Annotated in this window: 24 protein-coding genes; 8 read left to right on the top strand and 16 right to left on the bottom strand. The window is 40.8% G+C overall.

Annotation, left to right across the window (positions count from 1 at the left end; genetic code table 11):
• Positions 1 to 53 precede the first annotated feature (53 nt).
• From N2257_00645 to N2257_00625, 5 genes are read right to left on the bottom strand one after another with little or no spacing between them, the layout of a single operon-like run.
• Positions 54 to 1,496 carry a menaquinone biosynthesis decarboxylase gene (locus N2257_00645; protein ID MCX7792905.1) on the bottom strand — a complete coding sequence of 481 codons (1,443 nt, stop codon included), beginning with the start codon at positions 1,494 to 1,496 and terminating at the stop codon, positions 54 to 56.
• A 3-nt stretch (positions 1,497 to 1,499) separates the two neighbouring features.
• Entirely contained in the window at positions 1,500 to 1,871 is a 372-nt protein-coding gene (gene nifU / locus N2257_00640) for a Fe-S cluster assembly scaffold protein NifU (GenBank protein MCX7792904.1), read from the bottom strand.
• 14 nt (positions 1,872 to 1,885) lie between these two features.
• Positions 1,886 to 3,079: a cysteine desulfurase gene (locus N2257_00635; protein MCX7792903.1), complete on the bottom strand. Its 1,194-nt coding sequence runs from the start codon at positions 3,077 to 3,079 to the stop codon at positions 1,886 to 1,888.
• Entirely contained in the window at positions 3,076 to 3,333 is a 258-nt protein-coding gene (locus tag N2257_00630) for a sulfurtransferase TusA family protein (GenBank protein ID MCX7792902.1), read from the bottom strand. Before N2257_00630 ends, N2257_00635 begins: the two co-directional genes overlap by 4 nt.
• Positions 3,302 to 3,757 carry an Rrf2 family transcriptional regulator gene (locus tag N2257_00625; protein ID MCX7792901.1) on the bottom strand — a complete coding sequence of 152 codons (456 nt, stop codon included), beginning with the start codon at positions 3,755 to 3,757 and terminating at the stop codon, positions 3,302 to 3,304. Before N2257_00625 ends, N2257_00630 begins: the two co-directional genes overlap by 32 nt.
• A gap of 98 nt (positions 3,758 to 3,855) precedes the next feature.
• Between N2257_00625 and N2257_00620 the strand changes: the two genes are divergently transcribed.
• Both N2257_00620 and N2257_00615 read left to right on the top strand, forming a co-directional pair.
• Entirely contained in the window at positions 3,856 to 5,268 is a 1,413-nt protein-coding gene (locus tag N2257_00620; protein ID MCX7792900.1) for a sensor domain-containing diguanylate cyclase, read from the top strand.
• Positions 5,269 to 5,337: 69 nt separating this feature from the next.
• On the top strand, positions 5,338 to 8,112 hold the full coding sequence (locus N2257_00615) for a CBS domain-containing protein (GenBank protein ID MCX7792899.1): 2,775 nt from the start codon (positions 5,338 to 5,340) through the stop codon (positions 8,110 to 8,112).
• A 34-nt stretch (positions 8,113 to 8,146) separates the two neighbouring features.
• Here N2257_00615 and N2257_00610 read toward each other — a convergent pair whose 3' ends face one another.
• From N2257_00610 to rpmH, 4 genes are all read right to left on the bottom strand, one after another.
• On the bottom strand, positions 8,147 to 8,641 hold the full coding sequence (locus tag N2257_00610) for a DUF2892 domain-containing protein (GenBank protein MCX7792898.1): 495 nt from the start codon (positions 8,639 to 8,641) through the stop codon (positions 8,147 to 8,149).
• 151 nt (positions 8,642 to 8,792) lie between these two features.
• Complete coding sequence (gene yidC / locus N2257_00605; GenBank protein MCX7792897.1) at positions 8,793 to 10,310, bottom strand: membrane protein insertase YidC; 1,518 nt, start codon at positions 10,308 to 10,310, stop codon at positions 8,793 to 8,795.
• A 9-nt stretch (positions 10,311 to 10,319) separates the two neighbouring features.
• Positions 10,320 to 10,532, bottom strand: a complete 213-nt coding sequence (gene yidD, locus N2257_00600) for a membrane protein insertion efficiency factor YidD (GenBank protein MCX7792896.1) — start codon at positions 10,530 to 10,532, stop codon at positions 10,320 to 10,322.
• Between the two features lie 17 nt (positions 10,533 to 10,549).
• Positions 10,550 to 10,693: a 50S ribosomal protein L34 gene (rpmH, locus tag N2257_00595; protein ID MCX7792895.1), complete on the bottom strand. Its 144-nt coding sequence runs from the start codon at positions 10,691 to 10,693 to the stop codon at positions 10,550 to 10,552.
• Between the two features lie 216 nt (positions 10,694 to 10,909).
• Between rpmH and rpsB the strand changes: the two genes are divergently transcribed.
• Genes rpsB through N2257_00565 form a run of 6 tightly spaced genes read left to right on the top strand, consistent with a single transcriptional unit; the run spans position 10,910 to position 14,296 of the window.
• Positions 10,910 to 11,668 (top strand): 30S ribosomal protein S2, encoded by a 759-nt coding sequence (gene rpsB, locus N2257_00590; GenBank protein MCX7792894.1) that lies wholly within the window; start codon positions 10,910 to 10,912, stop codon positions 11,666 to 11,668.
• Positions 11,661 to 12,278, top strand: a complete 618-nt coding sequence (gene tsf / locus N2257_00585) for a translation elongation factor Ts (GenBank protein ID MCX7792893.1) — start codon at positions 11,661 to 11,663, stop codon at positions 12,276 to 12,278. The genes rpsB and tsf overlap by 8 nt, the downstream gene beginning before the upstream one ends.
• Positions 12,247 to 12,972, top strand: coding sequence for a UMP kinase (gene pyrH / locus N2257_00580; GenBank protein MCX7792892.1), 726 nt, complete (start codon positions 12,247 to 12,249; stop codon positions 12,970 to 12,972). The genes tsf and pyrH overlap by 32 nt, the downstream gene beginning before the upstream one ends.
• A 9-nt stretch (positions 12,973 to 12,981) precedes the next feature.
• Positions 12,982 to 13,539 carry a ribosome recycling factor gene (gene frr / locus N2257_00575; protein MCX7792891.1) on the top strand — a complete coding sequence of 186 codons (558 nt, stop codon included), beginning with the start codon at positions 12,982 to 12,984 and terminating at the stop codon, positions 13,537 to 13,539.
• 29 nt (positions 13,540 to 13,568) lie between these two features.
• On the top strand, positions 13,569 to 13,718 hold the full coding sequence (locus tag N2257_00570; GenBank protein ID MCX7792890.1) for a hypothetical protein: 150 nt from the start codon (positions 13,569 to 13,571) through the stop codon (positions 13,716 to 13,718).
• A complete protein-coding gene (locus N2257_00565) occupies positions 13,718 to 14,296 on the top strand; it encodes a TraR/DksA C4-type zinc finger protein (protein MCX7792889.1) in 579 nt (192 codons plus the stop codon). Before N2257_00570 ends, N2257_00565 begins: the two co-directional genes overlap by 1 nt.
• Here the strand turns inward: N2257_00565 and truA are convergent, their stop codons facing one another.
• The 7 genes from truA to N2257_00530 all read right to left on the bottom strand — a co-directional run.
• Positions 14,297 to 15,064, bottom strand: a complete 768-nt coding sequence (truA, locus tag N2257_00560) for a tRNA pseudouridine(38-40) synthase TruA (GenBank protein MCX7792888.1) — start codon at positions 15,062 to 15,064, stop codon at positions 14,297 to 14,299.
• 3 nt (positions 15,065 to 15,067) lie between these two features.
• Complete coding sequence (locus tag N2257_00555) at positions 15,068 to 15,433, bottom strand: response regulator (GenBank protein MCX7792887.1); 366 nt, start codon at positions 15,431 to 15,433, stop codon at positions 15,068 to 15,070.
• Positions 15,434 to 15,991, bottom strand: coding sequence for an ATP-binding protein (locus N2257_00550; protein ID MCX7792886.1), 558 nt, complete (start codon positions 15,989 to 15,991; stop codon positions 15,434 to 15,436).
• Positions 15,991 to 16,716: a PHP domain-containing protein gene (locus N2257_00545; GenBank protein MCX7792885.1), complete on the bottom strand. Its 726-nt coding sequence runs from the start codon at positions 16,714 to 16,716 to the stop codon at positions 15,991 to 15,993. Before N2257_00545 ends, N2257_00550 begins: the two co-directional genes overlap by 1 nt.
• Positions 16,716 to 17,048, bottom strand: a complete 333-nt coding sequence (locus N2257_00540) for a DRTGG domain-containing protein (GenBank protein ID MCX7792884.1) — start codon at positions 17,046 to 17,048, stop codon at positions 16,716 to 16,718. The genes N2257_00545 and N2257_00540 overlap by 1 nt, the downstream gene beginning before the upstream one ends.
• Positions 17,035 to 17,493 carry an ATP-binding protein gene (locus N2257_00535; GenBank protein ID MCX7792883.1) on the bottom strand — a complete coding sequence of 153 codons (459 nt, stop codon included), beginning with the start codon at positions 17,491 to 17,493 and terminating at the stop codon, positions 17,035 to 17,037. Before N2257_00535 ends, N2257_00540 begins: the two co-directional genes overlap by 14 nt.
• Positions 17,471 to 18,895: ATP-binding protein (locus N2257_00530; protein MCX7792882.1), on the bottom strand; the 1,425-nt coding region annotated here is incomplete at its 5' end. The genes N2257_00535 and N2257_00530, both read right to left, overlap by 23 nt.

Genomic DNA, 18,895 nt, shown 5'->3' with positions numbered 1-18,895 from the left:
GATTGTTTTGAATTTTTCGGCTACAATATCAAGCCAGTGGTTTTTTAATCTACTCAGAATCCATATTCCTTCCACCTTTCTGTGACAAGCCTCACAATCTCCTCTGACATCTTTATATCTGGTGGCCAGGGTCTTGTGAATCCTTCAGAGAGCCATTTTTTTGTGGCATCTATACCCATCTTTCCACCATAGGCAGGTATGGGAGAGGCATGCTCAAGGACATCAAGGGGACCTTCAAGAATAACAACATCTCTTTTGGGGTCAACATTATTGCCTATCCTCCAGAGAACCTCCGAGATATCCTGGACATTTACATCTTTGTCCATAACAATGATTATCTTTGTAAAGCTGAGCTGTCCCATTCCCCAGAGGGCATACATGACCTTTCTTGCATGGCCTGGATAACGCTTATCAATAGAGACTATTGCTAAATTGTGAAAGACTCCCTCAATTGGAAGATTCATGTCCACTATCTCTGGAAGCTGTTTTTTTATTAATGGAAGGAATATCCTCTCCGTTGCCTTTGCAATAAAGCAGTCCTCCATTGGAGGCTTTCCAACAATAGTGGCAGGATATATGGCATCCTTCCTGTGGGTTATGCAGGTTATGTGAAATACAGGGAATTCGTCCTGCAGGGAATAATATCCTGTATGATCACCAAAAGGGCCTTCTATTCTTCTTTCAAAGGGCTCACAGTATCCTTCAAGAACAATCTCTGAATTAGCTGGAACCTCCAAATCAACTGTCTCGCATTTAACGAGCTCTACAGGTTCCTGTCTCAGGAATCCTGCAAAGAGCATCTCATCAATACCCTCTGGAAGTGGTGCTGTAGCAGAATATATTGTAGCTGGATCAGAGCCAATTGCTACAGCTACCTCAAGCCTCTTGCCCATTGCCTCTGCCTTTCTATAGTGCCTTGCACCATCTTTATGCATATGCCAGTGCATGCCTGTTGTCCTTTCATCGTAAACCTGCATCCTGTACATCCCGCAATTCCTCGCTCCTGTTTCTGGATCCTTTGTAAAGACCAAGGGAAGGGTTATGAATCTTCCACCATCAAGGGGCCAGGTCTTGAGAATGGGAAATATTTCAAGGGAAGGCTTATCTTTTATTATTACCTCCTTACATGGACCGTATTTCACATATTTTGGAAGAAAATCAGAGAGTCTCTTAAGCTTTGGAAGCATCTTAAGCTTTTCTATTATATTAGTAGGTATCTCTGGCTCTAAGAATTCAAGCATCCTCTGACCTATCTCATCAAGGTCATTAACCTCAAGAGCAAGTCTCATCCTTTCAAAGGAGCCAAAGAGATTAACAGCACATGGAAATCTTGAACCTTTCGGTTTTTCAAAAAGTAGTGCCGGTCCTCCCTGTTTTACAATCCTGTCATTGATCTCTGCTATCTCAAGTACTGGATCAACCTCAACAGATATCCTTTTAAGAAGTCCCCTTTCTTCAAGGACCTTTATGAATTCCCTCAGGTCTTTGTAAGCCATGCTTTAGCCCTTCTTTTTTGAGAGATAATCTTCTATGGCCTTTCTTAAGGCATCTGCTCCGAGATTTGAACAGTGCATCTTCTGTGGTGGTAGACCACCAAGGGCATCTGCCACTGTTTCCTTTGAAATCTTTAATGCCTCATCAAGGGTCTTGCCCTTAACCATCTCTGTTATCATGCTGCTTACAGCAATTGCTGCACCACAGCCAAATGTCTGAAACTTTGCATCAACAATCCTGTCATCCTTCACTTTTATATATAGCTTCATAACATCTCCACAGACAGGATTTCCCTCAGTTCCAATACCATCTGCATCAGGCATCTCTCCTACATTTCTTGGATTCATGAAATGATCCATTACCTTCTGACTGTACATTTGTAAAACCTCCTTTACTCTGGCTTGCAGGCAGGTGAAGACGACTCTTCCCAGCCTTTCTGATAAGGTGAAATTTCCCTAAGTCTTTTTACTATTTGGGGGAATTCATTTATAAAATAATCAATCTCCTCATCCCTGTTATCCTTTCCGAGACTGTAGACTACAGAACCCTGGGCAAGCTGTGCAGGAATGCCCATGCTTAAAAGTACTGGTGATGCCTTCAGTGCTTTGCTTGAACAGGCAGATCCACTTGCACCATAGATTCCCTTTGCAGCAAGCATCAAAAGCATTGCCTCACCCTCAATATATTCAACACAGAAGCTTGCATGACCTGGAAGCCTCTCAACTGGATGACCCGTATAATAGATATTTTCAACCCTTGAGGTTATTTCCTTAACAAGTCTGTCCCTTAGTCTCTTCACATGTGCCATCCTCTCGGTCAATTCATTTCTTGCAAGCTCAGCAGCGACTCCCATTCCGACTATTGCCGGCACATTCTCTGTGCCTGCACGCCTTCCACCTTCCTGAATCCCACCGTATATTAGAGGCACAATTCTTAACCCTTCCCTGACATAAAGGGCAGCAGCACCCTTTGGACCATAAAATTGATGGGCAGCCATACTGAGAAGATCAACTCCTAGTTCCTTTACATCTACCGGTATATTTCCTGTAGAGGCAACTGCATCTGAATGAAAGATAATGTTATTCTCTTTAGCTATCTTTGAGATCTCTTTTAATGGCTGTATTGTTCCAACCTCGCTGCTGGCATGTATTATGGATATTAAAGTAGTCTCCTTTGTAATGGATTTTTTCACAGCATCAGGGTCAACCATTCCATATTTATCCACAGGAAGAAAGGTTACTGTAAAGCCATTCTTTTCAAGGAATCTTGCTGAATTGAGTATTGAATGGTGTTCTACCTTTGATACAATGATGTGTTTACCCTCATTCTGTTTTGCAAGGGCTATACCTCTAAGGGCAAAGTTATTTGATTCAGCACCACTGGAGGTGAATATAATCTCAGAGGGTTTACAGTTTATCAGTGAGGCAACCTGCTGCCTTGCCTTCTCAATTGCTTCCTTTGCCCTCAAGCCAAGGTCATAGACACTCTGGGGATTTCCGAATTCTTCTTTAAAATAGGGAATCATAGTCTCAAACACCCTCGGATCCAGAGGATTTGTTGCCACATGGTCAAAGTAGCACCTCATTTTGTCCTCCTTATGTAAAACTTATAAAAATCCGTATCTTCCTCAACACCTATAAACTCATGACCGGTCTTCTCACACCACCCGGGAATATCCTCAAGTGCTCCATCATAGTCAGTTATTATCTCAATTATCTGACCTGGCTCCACCTTTTTTATCATCTCCTGGAGCTTCAGAAGATGCATGGGGCACATCATGTAAACGATATCTGCTGTAAGGTCTGCCTTAATGTTTTCTACAAATTTGAGCTTTGGCATCAAGCCCTTCCTCTAACTCTCTTCCTAAACCTACAAGATCCTTCAGGGATATGGTTCTTAAGAATCCCTCTATCTGTTCTCCCAGTCTTTTCCACAGAAGGTGTGTAACACAGCCTTCAACTCTAAGGCATCCCTCTTCAGGATTAAGACAGGATGTTAGGGCAAGGGGCCCTTCGAGTTCCTTTAATATATCGATGATATTTATCTCCTCTGGTTTTCTGCTAAGGATATAACCACCTCCAGGACCCTTAATGGAGATAAGAAGTCCGCTGTGTTTGAGTCTATTAAGTATCTGTTCCAAGTAGGGTATAGATAGCTCCTGTTTTTCTGATATCTCTTTTATGGTGACTGGTTCAGGATAGGCCCTCGCAATCTCATACATTGCCCTCACACCGTACTGGCCTTTTGTTGATAGTCTGAGCATGATATAGGATAAAAATAGTTTACTGATTTTGTCAAGTATTTTATTTGAATTTAAATTCACTTTCCATTATTAATAATTCCAATGTATAATATATAAAAATGATTTATGCCTATGTAAAAGACAGGGTAATGCAAAGTTTCCTTAAGTCCTCTCTGAAAGAGGTTAAGGTAGAAACAGACTTTCAACTTAACAAATCTTATCTTGAGTTCTTTGATGACAAGGATTCATTTGTTTGTGCCCTGAAAACAAGACCTCCCATGCTGATCATACTTGAGGACAGTTTATTAAATGTCCTTTCAAGGGAAAAATTAAATGGTTGCTCCTTCCTGAGCATTATAGGGAAGGATATAAAAACAGGACTTAAAAGGATATCAAGATACAATATACCCTTCTATATCCTTCCTCCATATAGAAAGGAAGACCTCCTCTATAAGATAAATTCGGCAATAAACATTGCTACTGAAAAACACCTTCTTAAGGCAATCATAGATATATCAGCAAAGGTTACCTCAACACTTGATGTCTTTGAGATTCTATATCATAGTGTAAAAAAGATATCAGAGGTCATTCTTGTTTCAAGATGTTCGATTATCAAGATATCCTCAAAAGCACAGCATGCCCGAGTTGTTGCTACCTATGAAGATCCCAGCATAAGGGATATAAAGCTTGATCTCAGAAAATATCCTGAAATACAAACAGCGCTGAAAACCAGACAGCCTGTGATTATAAGAGATGCCCAGAGAGATCCCCTTATGCAGGAGGTATACTCTCTTATATCGCCTCTGAAGATAAAATCCATTATAGTAATACCTATTATTTACAGGGATGAAGCCATAGGAGCACTCTTTTTAAGGACATCAAGAAAAGAAAAAACCTTTACACCGGCTGAGATAAATTTCCTTCAGGCGGTAGCAAATTCAACTGCAAATGCCCTCTATAATGCCTTTCTTTTTGATGAGATAAAGCAGGAAAAGCAGAGGCTTGAAAGATTATCAATCACAGATTATCTTACAGGGCTTTATAATAATCGCTATTTCTTCCACAGGCTTGAAGAAGAATTTGAAAAGGCAAAGAGATATAATACGCCCCTTTCCTGCATTATGATTGACCTTGATTTCTTTAAATCCATTAATGATGAGTTTGGCCATAAAAAGGGAGATGGTGTTTTGAGAGAGCTCGGCAAAATGTTAAAGAAATTTACTAGAAAAGGTGACATAATAGCAAGATACGGTGGGGAGGAGTTCATAATGCTTCTGCCCCATACAGATATGGAGGGCGCACTTAAAGAGGCTGAAAGGCTGCGTCTTTTAATCAGCAATCTCAGATTTAAGGACCTTAAGAAAAAAACTATAACAGCAAGCTTTGGTATAGCAACATGGCCATCCTCAATAGTTAAGAATTCAGATGATCTTGTAACCTATGCTGACAATGCCCTTTATAATGCAAAAAAGGAAGGAAGAAACAGGGTCTGTATTTTCAAAGAACAGGTTTCCGCAAATCAGAGTCTTTGAATTAAGAGAAGACTGGGAGCATAAAAAGTTAATCCGGGGCTGAGATGGAATTCATTCTATCAAAAGACAATGAAGGATTTCCTCTCTATCTATCAAAACATCAATCCTCCATTCAAGATCGGTGAGCCGGTGTCTCGGGTTTTTAAAACAGAATTGACCTCTGAAGTAAGTTCTCTATCTATCATCACAACTCATATCAATGCAGATTTTGACGCCCTTGCGAGTATTGTTGCTGCAAGGAAGCTTTATCCAGAAGCTCTGGTTGTGCTGCCCGGGTCAATGGAAAAGAGAGTAAGGCAATTCATCGAGATCTTTAATCCCCTTCCTGACATTAAAAAACCCAGAGAAATTGATAAAGAAAGGATTAAAAAAATAATAATAGTTGATACATCCTCAGCTGAAAGGCTTGGTATCCTGAAAGAATTGATTTCTGGAGGAGAAAAGATAAGGGCCAGGATTGTTATCTATGACCATCATAGAAATGGTGATCTTTTAACAGAGGTTTCAAAAACAGACATTGAGGTAAATATAGATGATGTGGGTGCTACATCAACACTCTTTACTGAAATATTACAGAAAAGAAATATCCAGCTCACACCTCTTGAGGCAACGCTCCTCTGTTTAGGAATATATGAAGAGACTGGTTCATTAACCTTCCCTTCAACTACAGATAGGGATCTCATCGCTGCAGCCTATCTTCTAAGAAGAGGAGCCAATCTCAATATAGTCTCTAACTTTTTAAAACCTTTTATTAGCAGAGAAGAACTCACAATCCTTACGGATCTTCTCAATGAATCAAAGGAGATAATCATTGGAAAACTTAGATTCAAGATATGTAAAACGAGAATAGAAGAGTATCCTGGAGAGATTGCCCATCTTGCCCACAGGATCATGGAGATAGAAAATATAGACGGTCTTATCCTCTTAATTGATATTGCTGGCAAGATAACACTTATTGCAAGAAGTAATGTTCCCGAGCTTGATGTATCAGAATTATTGTCTCCCTTTGGAGGAGGCGGTCATCCCTATGCAGCTTCAGCAAGCATAAAAGATAAAAGTCTTGAAGAACTTGAGCTTGAAATTGCAGAGAGACTTAAAGATATAGTGAGGCCTCAGAGACTTGCTAAGGACATAATGACCACTCATGTGATAGCAATAGAACCAGAGGCAAACATTAAGGAGGCCGAAAGGGAGCTTACAAAATATGGAGTGAATGTTCTTCCAGTTGTTAAAAATGGTAAACTCCTTGGTCTTATATCAAGGGAGACTGTGGAAAAGGCCCTCTTTCACGGCTTCAGACTCCACAGGGTTATGGAATTTGCAGAGATTGATCCTGAGGTTGTAAGCCCTGATACACCTCTCAGAGATGTTGAAAGGCTAATGATAGAGAAAAACCAGAGATTCATGCCCGTGGTAAAGGATGGAAAGCTTGTTGGTGCCATAACAAGAACAGATATTCTGAGAACCATGTATGAGGGGCTGATGGATAAAGAAATCTCAGAGCCGGGTGTCCCAAGGGTTAGAAATCTATCCGGTAGACTAAAGGAGCAATTTCCGGAAAAAACAATGGAAATGCTAAGAGCAGCAGGGGATGTGGCTGACATACTCGGTTATAATGCCTATCTTGTTGGTGGCTCTGTTAGAGACCTTATGATGGGCCAGAGGAATCTTGATATAGATATAGTGGTTGAGGGTGATGGAATAATATTTGCGGAAAAACTTGCTGAGCTTCTTGAAAAAAGAGAAGGTGTAAGAGGTATCAGGGTAAGGACTCATGAGAGATTCGGCACAGCAAAGATAATAATACCTGAAGAGAGTCAGATAGAGCCCTCACATATTGATATAGCAACAGCGAGAACAGAATATTATGAGTCTCCCGCTGCACTTCCAAAGATTGAGACATCATCAATTAAAAAAGACCTTTACAGGCGAGATTTTACCATAAACACTCTGGCAATTAAATTAAATTCCAGGGATTTTGGAAACCTAATAGATTTCTTCGGTGGGCAGAAAGACCTTAAGGAAAAAACCATCAGGGTTCTGCACAGCATGAGTCTTGTTGAGGATCCCACAAGGGCTCTTAGGGCAATTAGATTTTCAGAGAGATTCGGTTTCAGGATAAGCAAGCATACAGAGAACCTTATTAAACAGGCTGCAAATCTGAACCTTTTTGAGAGGCTCTCCAGCCAGAGACTTTATGAAGAGTTGAGTCTTCTTTTCAGGGAGGTTTCTCCCTACAGGGCAATGGAGCGGCTTTCTGAATACGATCTTCTAAAGGTCATAGCTCCTTCTCTGAAATGGAATGAAGAGATGAAGAAAAGATTCAGAAATCTTGAGGAACTCCTTGCATGGCATTCACTTTCAAATATTAAAGAGGAGGTTTCCAGAGATAAAGTTTCCATAGAGGCTGCTATTTATGAACTGCCAGGGCAGAGCCTTGAGAGATCACTTGAAAGAATAGGACCTAACAGGAGATATATATCAGTTGTCCAGAGAGACATTCAGGGAGCAAAAGCCACCATTAGGAGACTACAGACCCTGAACGTTTCAGAAATTGATTCAGTGAGGGTCTATGAATTATTTAAAGACCTTACAATAGAGTCCATATTCCTAATGGCATCTGTTTTAGACGACAGGGAGGTAAAAAAACTCTGCATAAGATATCTCACTGAATTAAAGGATATCAAACCTGCCATTACAGGGAAAGACCTTCTCAAGTTAGGTATACAGCCAGGACCAAAATATTCCAGAATATTTCGTGAGATACTTTATGAAAAGCTAAGAGGCAGATTAAAAACACTTGAAGAAGAGATCGATTTTGTTAAGAGGATGGTTGGGTTATAAAGAATAAAATCTGCATTCTTTCTGTTGAAGATTATTACAGATATCTACACATCCTGGGCGTTGCACCTATTCGGTACAGAAAATTTGCCATTATGCAGAAACCTGTAAAGGCAAATATAATAGTGGCCGTGCCTACAAAGCCCGTAAAGAAAAGCCAGTAAGGGTTATGATAACGGGCCAGCATGGATGAGACTGAAAGATTAATGCCCACAAATAAATAAATATAACGCTCGAGATACCACTCATCTGTCTGCATGAAGTAAAGCCTGGATTTTATTCCAGGCCTTGCTCTTTCCCTGAGCAGGGGTGTAAAACCTAGCAGAAAAAGGATATTTCCAATGATACAGAATCCTGTTAAGGCTACAAGTATTGAGCAAAGGCCAACAATCATAATAGAGAATGTCCAGTCTGGCTGGAATATAGCGAGTATTGTGCTGCTCAGGATATCAATGCCAGCGACGAGCCAAACACATCTTTCCACATACCACCAGTCTGTTTTAACAAGAAATATCCCTGAACGTCTGGCCATTGAAATGGTTTGACTACAAGCTCAAAAGGTACAAATTAATAATAATTAAAAGTCTATCTCCTTACGATCTCTATTTATTTTAAAGGGATGTTTTTAAATCACTACCCTTTTTCAAAAATTTTGTAATTCAAAAATTTTCTATTTCGAATTTTTAATCAACCTGTCTATTGAGGTAAAGCTGATGAATTATTCCAAGCACATTTGTTGTAAGCCAGTAAAGGACAAGTCCTGATGGAAAGGATAGAAAGAGCAGGGTAAAGGCTCCACTCATGAAGAGCATGAGTTTTTTCTGCCTCGGATCACCGGCCGAAGGGGTCAGGACCTGCTGTATGATCATGGTAGCACCCATCAATACAGGAAGAACATAATAAGGATCTTTCTCTGAGAGATCTTTAATCCAGAGCATAAAAGGTGCACCTCTGAGTTCAATAGCAATAACCAGAACTTTATAAAGGGCAAAAAATACAGGCAGCTGAATCAGTATAGGAAGACAGCCACCAAAGGGATTTACTTTGTATTTTTTGTATAGTTCCATTGTCTCCATCTGGAGCCTTTTGGGATCATCCTTGTATTTTTTTCTTAACTCTTCCAGTCTTGGTTGAAGTTCCTGAAGTTTCTTCATGGATTTCTGTCCCTTTGTAATGAGAGGAGTAAAGGGGATTCTTATTAATACTGACAGAATAACTATTGCCCAGCCATAGTTTCCAATTACTTTGTAAAGCGACTTAAGAATCCAGAAGATCGGTCTTGCTACAATGGAGAAAAATCCGAAATCAATTATGTGCTCAAGTCCAAGACCAAGTGCCTTTAGACTGTCATGCTCCTTTGGTCCTGCATAAAGTTTATACTCATTGAGCGGTGCCCTGGCCTCCAGGGCAATCAGAGGTTTATCAGTTCTCCAGACCTTTGTCCTGTAAGTTTGAGATCCTTCTTTTACAGGAACAAGACCAGAAAAGAAATATTTATCCTCAAGAGCTATCCATTTAATTCTTCCCTCTATTATCCTGGGTGCATCAAGATCCTTTGCCTTGAATTCCATTCTATCAATATCTTTCAATATTACAGGTCCTGTATGGAAGGAACTATCAACCTCAAATATCCCAAAATCACCACCAAGAGTAACCCAGTAATTTTGGAGACCTGAGACCTCATCCTTTATATCAATCAGATAGCTATCATATCTGAATGTGTATGTTCTTCTGATGGATATTCCTGAAGAAGAATATTCAAGCACAATAGAGCCCGATGGATTATTTTCTGAAAGAAGAAGGTCCTTTCCTCTAATAGAAAAGATGAGTTGATCAGGATAGAAACCACTATCATCACCTATGCAGAGGGCAAGACCATCTGCGTGCTTCAGGATATTAACAGGGTTACCGGCTTTATCTCTGTATTTCTTTAATTCAAAGGAGCTGAAAGATGCACACCTGGAACTGAGTGTGGCTCTGTAAAGAGGTGTGTCTACTGAAATAAGCTGTTCCTTTACAGGCATGCCTAAAGCTCCGGGAGTTCGCTGAAGAGGTACAATCTCCCTAACAGGAGCTTCCTCCTTTTTAACAGGACCTGTCTCTGGTGCCTGAGGCGTGGATACAGGTTTTATAAATAGCTGCTGGTAGAGAACAAGTATAAGGAGTGAAAGTACAACTGCTATTAATACCCTTTTTTCCATTTCCATTTTTTACCTCACAGGATCGTATCCACCAGGATTAAAGGGATTACACCTGAGAACCCTTTTTAAGGATAGATAAGAACCTTTCAGGACACCGTATCTTCTGAGTGCCTCAATAGAGTAATCCGAACAGCTGGGATAAAATCTGCAGCTTCCAGGCCACAGGGGTGAAAGAGTTATCTTATAAAGTCTGATTAATAAAATCAGAATCCTTTTTAACATTAAAGATAAAAAATGCATTAGACAGTAAGCCTCTTACGGCCTTTCTGTCTTCTCCTTTTAAGGACAAGCCTTCCACCCCTTGTACTCATCCTCTTCAGGAAGCCGTGTGTCCTTTTCCTTTTGATCTTATGTGGATGGTAAGTTGTATATGCTCCGCCCATGGCAAATAAGTATAAAATTTTATCCCTTTTAGTGTCAACCGTACTTGACTAATAGCGGATTTCTATGTTAGTCTTTGTGACTTTGTTGGTGAAAAATGCACCAACTAAAACACATGCCTCGTTCAGAGCCTGTCTCTGGTCCCTCGCATATTCAAAATATTTTTTACGGAGGGTAAAGACAGGAGAGGCAGAGGAAAAAAACCAGGAGGAGGTTCTATGGCTGTAGTTACAATGAAGGAACTGCTTGAGGCCGGTGTCCATTTCGGACATCAGGTGAAAAGATGGAATCCGAAGATGAAAAAATACATCTTCGGAGAGAGAAATGGGATTCACATTATAGACCTTCAGAAGACTGTTAAGGCTGTTGAAGAGGCTTACGAATTTGTGAAATCTGTTGCCCAGCAGGGAAAGCCGGTCCTTTTTGTCGGAACAAAAAAACAGGCTCAGGAGGCAATTGAAGAAGAAGCAAAAAGAGCGGGTGCCTTTTATGTGAGTCAGAGATGGCTTGGTGGTATGCTCACTAATTTTTCTACCATTAAGAAGAGTATCGAAAAGCTCAGAAGATACGAGAGGATGAAAGAGGATGGCACCTTCGAAAGACTTCCTAAAAAGGAGGTTGCCCACCTTACCAAGGAAATGGAAAAATTAGAGAAATATCTTGGTGGTATCAAGTATATGGAGACCCTGCCAGGTGCTGTATTTGTAGTTGACCCTAAGAAAGAAAAGATTGCAGTTCATGAGGCAAGACTCCTGGGTATACCTGTTGTGGCAATAGTGGACACAAATTGTGATCCCGATGATGCAGATTATGTAATACCTGGTAACGATGATGCCATAAGAACAATAAAACTTCTCACATCAAAGATTGCTGATGCCGTCATTGATGGCAGGGCATCCCTTGAAAAGGTAGCAGAGGAGGCTGCTACAGAGGCAGCCATCCTTGAGAAGATAACAGCGGAGGAAGAAAATGTCTGAGATAACTGCTGAAAAGGTTAAGGAACTCAGAGAAAAGACGGGTGCAGGGATGATGGACTGTAAAAAGGCACTTGCCGAGGCAGGTGGAGATTTTGAAAAGGCAGTTGATATCCTTAGGCAGAAGGGGCTGGCGAGTGCAGCCAAGAAATCTTCAAGAAAGGCAGCAGAGGGTATTGTTGGAGCTTATATTCACATGGATAAAATAGGTGTGCTTGTAGAGGTGAATTGCGAGACAGATTTTGTGGCAAAGACAGATATTTTCAGAGAGCTTGTAAAGGATATTGCAATGCAGATTGCTGCCTCAGCACCCCAGTATGTATCAAGGGAGGATGTGCCTCAAGAGGTTATAGAGAGAGAAAAGGCTATTTACAGGGCATCAATAGATGGAAATAAGCCATCACAGGTTATTGAAAAGATAATAGAGGGAAAACTTGAAAAATTCTATGCGGATACCTGTCTCCTCGAGCAGATCTTTATTAAAGACCCTGAAGGAAAGAAAAAGGTTAAAGACCTTATAACAGAAGCCATTGCCCGACTCGGAGAGAATATAGTTGTGAGAAGATTTGCGAGGTTTCAGGTTGGCGAGACGGCAAAAGAAGCTCAGGTATAATAGAGCAGTCATCAAACTCAGCGGAGAAGCCCTCATGGGCAACAGGGGCTATGGAATTGACCCTGAGACAGTAAACTTTATTGCTGGTGAGATAAAGGAAGGTGTTAAACTGGGAGCACAGATAGCTGTAGTAATAGGTGGTGGTAATATATTCAGGGGTGTGGAAGCAGCCACCAAGGGAATGGAAAGAGCAACAGCCGATTACATGGGGATGCTTGCCACTGTAATCAATGCCCTTGCTCTACAGAACAGTCTTGAAAAGCTTGGTGTGCCAACGAGGGTTCAGACAGCTATAGAGATGAAAGAGGTGGCAGAGCCCTATATAAGAAGAAAGGCACTGAGACATCTTGAGAAGGGTAGGGTTGTAATATTTGCAGCAGGCACAGGAAATCCCTTTTTTACCACAGATACAGCAGCAGCACTCAGGGCAATAGAAATAGGAGCTGAGGTCATAATGAAGGCTACAAAGGTTGACGGGGTATACAGTGCTGATCCTGTAAAATTTCCTGATGCAAAAAAATTTGATAAAATTTCCTATATGGATGTCCTCAATAAGGGATTAAATGTTATGGATTCAACTGCTATAACCCTCTGTATGGACAATGAACTACCCATTGTGGTATTTAATTTAAGAGGGAAGGGAAATATTAAGAAGGCCCTTTCAGGAAGAAGGGTCGGTACACTTGTAAGCTGAGAGCTACTTATGGAACCTCAGTTAAAAAAGAGACTTACAGAAAGGATGGATGCTACGATAGAGGTTTTCAGAAGGGAGCTTGCCTCAGTCAGAACTGGCAGGGCAACCCTGGCACTTCTTGATGGAATAACAGTAGATTATTATGGAGATCAGACACCACTGAATCAGGTTGCAACACTCACAGTTCCGGAACCAAGGCTCATTACCATACAGCCGTGGGAACAGAGGCTTATTCCTGAGATAGAGAAGGCTATTATGAAATCAGACTTGGGGCTTACACCTGCGAACGATGGAAAGGTCATAAGACTGGCCATACCACCTCTTACAGAGGAAAGGAGAAAAGAGCTCGTTAAGGTTGTTAAAAAAAGAGCAGAAGAGGCACGCGTTGCACTCAGGAACATAAGAAGGGATATACTCGAGGATATAAAGAAGATGCAGAAAGAGAAATCTTTAAGTGAGGACGAGATAAAGAGATGGAACGATGAGGTCCAGAAGATTACAGATTCCTACATCAAAAAGGTAGATGAGATGCTAGCTCATAAGGAAAAAGAGATAATGGAAGTATAATATTCTATGTATTAACGGAGGTGAATGTTATGAATATTAATTACATACTTAAGGTAGAGGATGCCAAACTTACAGATATCCAGAAGGTCCTTACACAGGCTGGCATAAAGGTAAGAAGCATCATAGAAGTTTATAAAGAAGGTCATACATCTGTAGAGACCCAAGAGGAGAAAAAATAATGGCAAAAAAGGAAAAAAAGCTCTCTAAAAAAACAAAGAAGGCAACAACTCTAATGAAGGTAAAGAAAAAGGCAAAGCCCGTAAAAAAGGCTAAAAAGGCTGAAAAGAAAAAGGCTATTAAAAGAAAGAGAGTAACTGAAAAAAAGGAGATTAAGAGTTCTACCACTGTAGTGACTGCACCACCTGGTGCTGTTACAGATGCTGAAAGGAAAGAGAAATTAAAAAGATTCCTGCTCAACATGCGGGAAAAGATTCTTTCTGAGGCAAAAACAGAGATAGCAAAGTACATGAAGGGTGAGACAAAGCAGATAGTGGAAACAGCCCTGGATGATGGAGACTGGTCAGTAGTCGACCTTGCAGAGGATATAAGTCTCAGGCAGCTGACTGCACACAGAGAGAATCTCATAAAGGTTGATACAGCATTGAGGAAACTAGAGGAAGGCACCTATGGCATTTGTGAAGAATGCGGTGAGGAGATAACGGAAGAGCGGTTAAAGATACTTCCTTTTGCAATATACTGCAGGGAGTGTCAGGAGAGAAAAGAGATACTTGAGAAGATAGAGAAAGAGTATGAGTGATTAATAATAAACCTCCTTGAGGAACAGACCCCTTGCTGGTGCAGTAATGCCTGCAAGGCGTCTGTCTCCTCTGAGAAGTATCTCCTCAATTGAGGAAATATCTCTTTTACCCCTGCCGATCTCTAAAAGAGTTCCAACTATATTCCTCACCATGTACCTTAAAAAGGCATCACCGGTAATTTGAAAAACTATTAATTTGCCTTTTATCTTTATTCCTGCAATGGAAACTTCATCCTGCTCTTCAATTGATAGCTCAGATATTGTTCTTATTGTTGTGCGGGCTCCGCAGCCAGCGGCCCTGAATCCCGAGAAATCATGCCTTCCTGTAATACGCTGAGAAGCACTTCTAATTGCCTTAAGGTCAAGCTCATGAGGAATTGCCCAGCACAGGTCTGCCAAGAAAACAGGCGGTTTTTTCTCAAGATAGATAAGATAGATATAGCTCTTTGCCCTTGCAGAAAAGCGTGGATGAAAATCAAGTGACACCTCTGAGGAATCAATTATCCTGATGTCAGGTGGAAGAAGGCTGTTTAATGCCCTTTTAAATACCTCTGGATGATGTCTGCTTTCTGTTTTGAAGACGGCAACCTGACCGAGCGCATGGACTCCTGCATCTGTTCTTCCAGCTCCAATAAGTTTTATTTCCTCTCCTGTTATTCTATTAAGCCTCTCTTCAATTGCTGACTGAATCGTTATTTTTCCCTTCTGCTTCTGCCAGCCATGATAATTTGTACCCCTGTATTCTATTAATAGTCTGATCTTCCGCATTCCTTATTCATTGATAACAGACCTGACAGCTGAAAGCAGTATCTCGGGAGTGAAGGGTTTTTCGAGATACCTGATTGCTCCATAGGCAATGGATTTTTCAGCTATATCTGGTGTTGAAAAACCTGTTATTACAATAATCTTTGAAGCGGGTGAATTCTTTTTTATCCATTGAAGGACCTCAAGTCCATCCATCTTCGGCATCTTCAGGTCCGTGATGATCACATCATAGTTCTGTTTTTTTATCAGTTCAATTGCCTCATATCCGTCAGCAGCAAGGTCCACCTCAAAGCCCTCAGTAGAGAGAATCTTTTTACAGGAAATCCTCACAATGTTCTCATCATCTACAACAAGAATTCTTTTTCCTGACATTTAATATGCTATAAGAGGTTTTAAATTTTCTCTTATGTGTTCTTTTATAAATTTTAATATAATGGGAGTATTTATTGGTATATCCTCAAGCTCACCCTTTAATTCCTCTGTGTCAAAAACAAAGGATTTCTCTTCTCCTGATTTTTCAATTACTTTTACTGTTAGCCTGAAGTGGCAATCCGGGCAGGAGATTATTGCTGTCACTATTGTTGAGGCAATATCTCCAAGAGGTTTTCTATCTATATGGTCTCTCCTGAACTCAGCCTTTATGGAGGTGCCCTTTCCTGGAGAGGAGCTTATCCAGAAATTACCCTCACATTCCATTGCAGCCTGTTTAAGAAGGGGAATTCCGAGGCCTGTCTTCTTAGCCTTTGTTGAATAAAAGGGGTCTTCAACCCTTTTCAGAATCCCTTCATCCATGCCCGTACCATCGTCTTTTATCTCAACATAAAGTCTGTTATCAATGATACTGTCTGTTATAATTATCTCAATGTTTTTTGCAGATGCTGTTATTGAATTCTCAACTATATCAAGGATATGAAGGGAGAGGTCTTCCATCAGCGTACCCTCCTGCCTCCCTCACCCCTGAGTGCAAGTTTTATCTCTTCAATAGTTGGTGCCTCAATAAAAAATTCTGAATAAGCCCTTCCTATCTCATAAATATGGTGGCTATCAGAGGATCTTAATAAAGGAAGATTTATATGTACAAATCTCTTCCTTGCCTCATCCATACTCATATGAACGGATATTTCCAGGGCATCGATGCCAAGGTTTTCTGGAACAAAACCGAGCTGGGAGACAAGGCTGAAGACCTCCTTATCTATATGTGAGGCAATAGCAATGCCATTAAATTTATGAATTAGACTTATCACCTCTTTGGTGCTTAGTGATGTTGCACCAATTAGAGGCTTTTTTGAGAATGAAAGTATTTCTTCTTTTTCATTGACTATAAGTTGATATCCAGCTCTTCCATCAAAAACATGACCTCTTAGGGCATTATGGACGATCTCCTGAAGGGGTTCAATATCTTCATAACTTTCAAATATGGCAAGTATGTGCACCTCCTCAGAAGTTGTTATCTCCATTCCAGCAAGGACTGTGATCTCGTTGTTTGAAGCAAGCTTAACAGCTGGAACATTCTCTGCTGAATTATGATCAGTAACAGCAATTATCTCTAGACCAGCCTCTTTTGCCTTTCTGATAATCTTTGGCGGTGTCATATCCAGTTCTGCACAGGCAGNTAAACAGGTGTGGATGTGAAGGTCTGCCCTGTATAGATTCATTATTCTATGAGAAGTTTATAAAGTCTGCCCGCTGTTTCAAAGGTGGATAGTCCTGTTTTAAATATGGCAATACCTTCTTGAGAAGCCTTCTTTAAGGTCTCCTCATCAGGTTTTCTGTTATTTGTAATAATAATGGCTGGTAGATTCTTAAGGACAGCAACTGCAACAATATTTATGTGTATCTGAAGGGTTATCCAGATCTCACCAGGCCTTGCATTGGCCATTACATCGGAAAGTAGGTCGCTTACATAGGCTCCCTTTACCTCTCTGTCCTGGTATTTATCATTAAGTGGTTCAAGATTTAAGTTACTGGCAATCTCACTGAGTTTCATCTCTCCTCCATTCTCTGGGAATATAAATTATCAATTCAACTGTTGTACCCTCTCCCACAACTGTATCTATATTAAAGACATCTGCATTCTTTTTCATATTTGGAAGACCCATGCCAGCACCCCATCCCATCTCCTTCACCCAGTCAGGAGCTGTAGAATATCCCTCCTGCATAGCAAGCTCTATATCAGGAATACCTGGACCCATGTCTGTCACAACTATCTTTATCCTCTCAGGAGTAACAGAATAAACCATTGTTCCTGCTATGGCATGGATGATGACATTCATCTCTGCCTCAAAGGCAGAGATGGTAGCCCTCTGGATTATATCCTCTGGAAGACCAAGCCTTTCAAGTATAGATTTAAGCTCACAGGAAGCTGCACCACCATTTGAAAAATCTCCTCCTATAAGGGAAAAGCTACCCTCAACTGTCTGACTTAATCTCATTTTCACTCTCCTTAACGGGTAATCTGATAAAAAAGCTTGCACCCTTTCCGGGGACACTCTTTACAAATATAGTTCCACCATGTCTCTTTATTATTCCATAACTTACAGAAAGGCCAAGCCCTGTGCCTTTACCTGGTGGCTTTGTGGTAAAAAAGGGCTCAAATATCTTTGACAGGTATTCCTCAGGAATCCCGGGTCCTGTGTCAGTAAATTCAAGCTCTATCTGCTCCCTCAGGGGTTCTACCTCGCCTCTAATAATTCGTGAGGCTATTGTAATGGTACCTCTTTCATTCATGGCATCAGCAGCATTTATAAGAAGATTTAAAAATACCTGCTCTATTTGATGGGCATCCACCGTAATGCTAGGAAGATTCCTGTCAAGGTCCAATTTAAACTCTATATTATGGAATTTAGCCTGGTTTTTGACCATCATAACTGTGCGCTCAATTAGTGAATTTATATCAGTAAGGGTCTTTTCATATCCTGTCTTCCTTGCAAAACCAAGAAGGCCCTTTATAATCTTACTGCATCTCTCAGCCTGGTCTATGATTACCTGAACTTCCTCTCTCAGCTCTTTATCATGCTCAGGGATCTTCTTCATGATCAGATGGGCAAAGGTGATTATACCTGTGAGGGGACTGTTCAGCTCGTGGGCAAAGCCTGCTGCCATCCTTCCAAGGGATGCAAGTTTTTCTGCATTAATCAGCTGTTCCTGTGCCTTCTTGATCTCAAGGGTCTTCTTCTCAACCTCCTCTTCAAGACATTTTGTCCACTGTTCAAGTTTCTGTCTCGATTCCTTCAGCTCCTGAGCCATGGAATTAAATGTCTGAGCAAGAAGTCCCATTTCGTCCTTTGTCTTTATATCAATCCTGTGGTCAAGATTTCCTTTTGCAATATTCTTCATCCCCTCCTCAAGAAGTCCAAGCGGTTTTGAGACAAATTTCCAGAGTATAAAACATAAAACAACAGAAATCAGGGCAATAAAAGACGCACCGTATATAATTGTATTTATCCTGTTTTTTCTGATAAGGGAATCCACTGAGGCTGTGCTGAAACTCGTCTCTATAAATCCCAGGATTGACTGAGAGCTGCTGTGCCTGTGGCAGGGAGCTGTATAACAGGCTGGTTCATTCGGTATTGGCTTTATAAAGTTTATTGCCCTCTCTCTATTTGACAATCTTCCCAAGCTCAAGCTTTTAGTTACATCTGTTTGTTTATCAACTAATTTGCCCACATCCTCACGATTTGATGAGTAGAATATCCTTCCCTCTGTATCAAATATCCTGACTGCCTTAACACCTTCTGCTGTCATTAAAGCATCTATGGTCTGCTCTATTATTTCCCTTCTTGCAGTGAGCATTCCATAGTGGAGGCCTCTTTTTATTAGTTCTGAGGATATATC

It is taken from the genome of Thermodesulfovibrionales bacterium, from assembly GCA_026417875.1.
In the GTDB taxonomy this organism is placed as follows: Bacteria; Nitrospirota; Thermodesulfovibrionia; order Thermodesulfovibrionales; family CALJEL01; genus CALJEL01.
This window is presented reverse-complemented; position numbering and strand designations above follow the sequence as displayed.

What these genes read in the sequence shown, in the direction of transcription:
- truA (MCX7792888.1), bottom strand. Translation starts at nt 15,064, where the DNA reads ATGCGGAAGATCAGACTATTAATAGAATACAGGGGTACAAATTATCAT.
- N2257_00620 (MCX7792900.1), top strand. Translation starts at nt 3,856, where the DNA reads ATGATTTATGCCTATGTAAAAGACAGGGTAATGCAAAGTTTCCTTAAG.
- nifU (MCX7792904.1), bottom strand. Translation starts at nt 1,871, where the DNA reads ATGTACAGTCAGAAGGTAATGGATCATTTCATGAATCCAAGAAATGTA.
- N2257_00565 (MCX7792889.1), top strand. Translation starts at nt 13,718, where the DNA reads ATGGCAAAAAAGGAAAAAAAGCTCTCTAAAAAAACAAAGAAGGCAACA.
- tsf (MCX7792893.1), top strand. Translation starts at nt 11,661, where the DNA reads ATGTCTGAGATAACTGCTGAAAAGGTTAAGGAACTCAGAGAAAAGACG.
- yidC (MCX7792897.1), bottom strand. Translation starts at nt 10,310, where the DNA reads ATGGAAAAAAGGGTATTAATAGCAGTTGTACTTTCACTCCTTATACTT.
- N2257_00555 (MCX7792887.1), bottom strand. Translation starts at nt 15,433, where the DNA reads ATGTCAGGAAAAAGAATTCTTGTTGTAGATGATGAGAACATTGTGAGG.
- N2257_00535 (MCX7792883.1), bottom strand. Translation starts at nt 17,493, where the DNA reads ATGAGATTAAGTCAGACAGTTGAGGGTAGCTTTTCCCTTATAGGAGGA.
- N2257_00570 (MCX7792890.1), top strand. Translation starts at nt 13,569, where the DNA reads ATGAATATTAATTACATACTTAAGGTAGAGGATGCCAAACTTACAGAT.
- N2257_00630 (MCX7792902.1), bottom strand. Translation starts at nt 3,333, where the DNA reads ATGCCAAAGCTCAAATTTGTAGAAAACATTAAGGCAGACCTTACAGCA.
- N2257_00635 (MCX7792903.1), bottom strand. Translation starts at nt 3,079, where the DNA reads ATGAGGTGCTACTTTGACCATGTGGCAACAAATCCTCTGGATCCGAGG.
- N2257_00550 (MCX7792886.1), bottom strand. Translation starts at nt 15,991, where the DNA reads ATGGAAGACCTCTCCCTTCATATCCTTGATATAGTTGAGAATTCAATA.
- N2257_00645 (MCX7792905.1), bottom strand. Translation starts at nt 1,496, where the DNA reads ATGGCTTACAAAGACCTGAGGGAATTCATAAAGGTCCTTGAAGAAAGG.
- frr (MCX7792891.1), top strand. Translation starts at nt 12,982, where the DNA reads ATGGAACCTCAGTTAAAAAAGAGACTTACAGAAAGGATGGATGCTACG.
- N2257_00625 (MCX7792901.1), bottom strand. Translation starts at nt 3,757, where the DNA reads ATGCTCAGACTATCAACAAAAGGCCAGTACGGTGTGAGGGCAATGTAT.
- rpsB (MCX7792894.1), top strand. Translation starts at nt 10,910, where the DNA reads ATGGCTGTAGTTACAATGAAGGAACTGCTTGAGGCCGGTGTCCATTTC.
- yidD (MCX7792896.1), bottom strand. Translation starts at nt 10,532, where the DNA reads ATGTTAAAAAGGATTCTGATTTTATTAATCAGACTTTATAAGATAACT.
- rpmH (MCX7792895.1), bottom strand. Translation starts at nt 10,693, where the DNA reads ATGGGCGGAGCATATACAACTTACCATCCACATAAGATCAAAAGGAAA.
- N2257_00615 (MCX7792899.1), top strand. Translation starts at nt 5,338, where the DNA reads ATGAAGGATTTCCTCTCTATCTATCAAAACATCAATCCTCCATTCAAG.
- N2257_00540 (MCX7792884.1), bottom strand. Translation starts at nt 17,048, where the DNA reads ATGAAACTCAGTGAGATTGCCAGTAACTTAAATCTTGAACCACTTAAT.
- N2257_00610 (MCX7792898.1), bottom strand. Translation starts at nt 8,641, where the DNA reads ATGGCCAGACGTTCAGGGATATTTCTTGTTAAAACAGACTGGTGGTAT.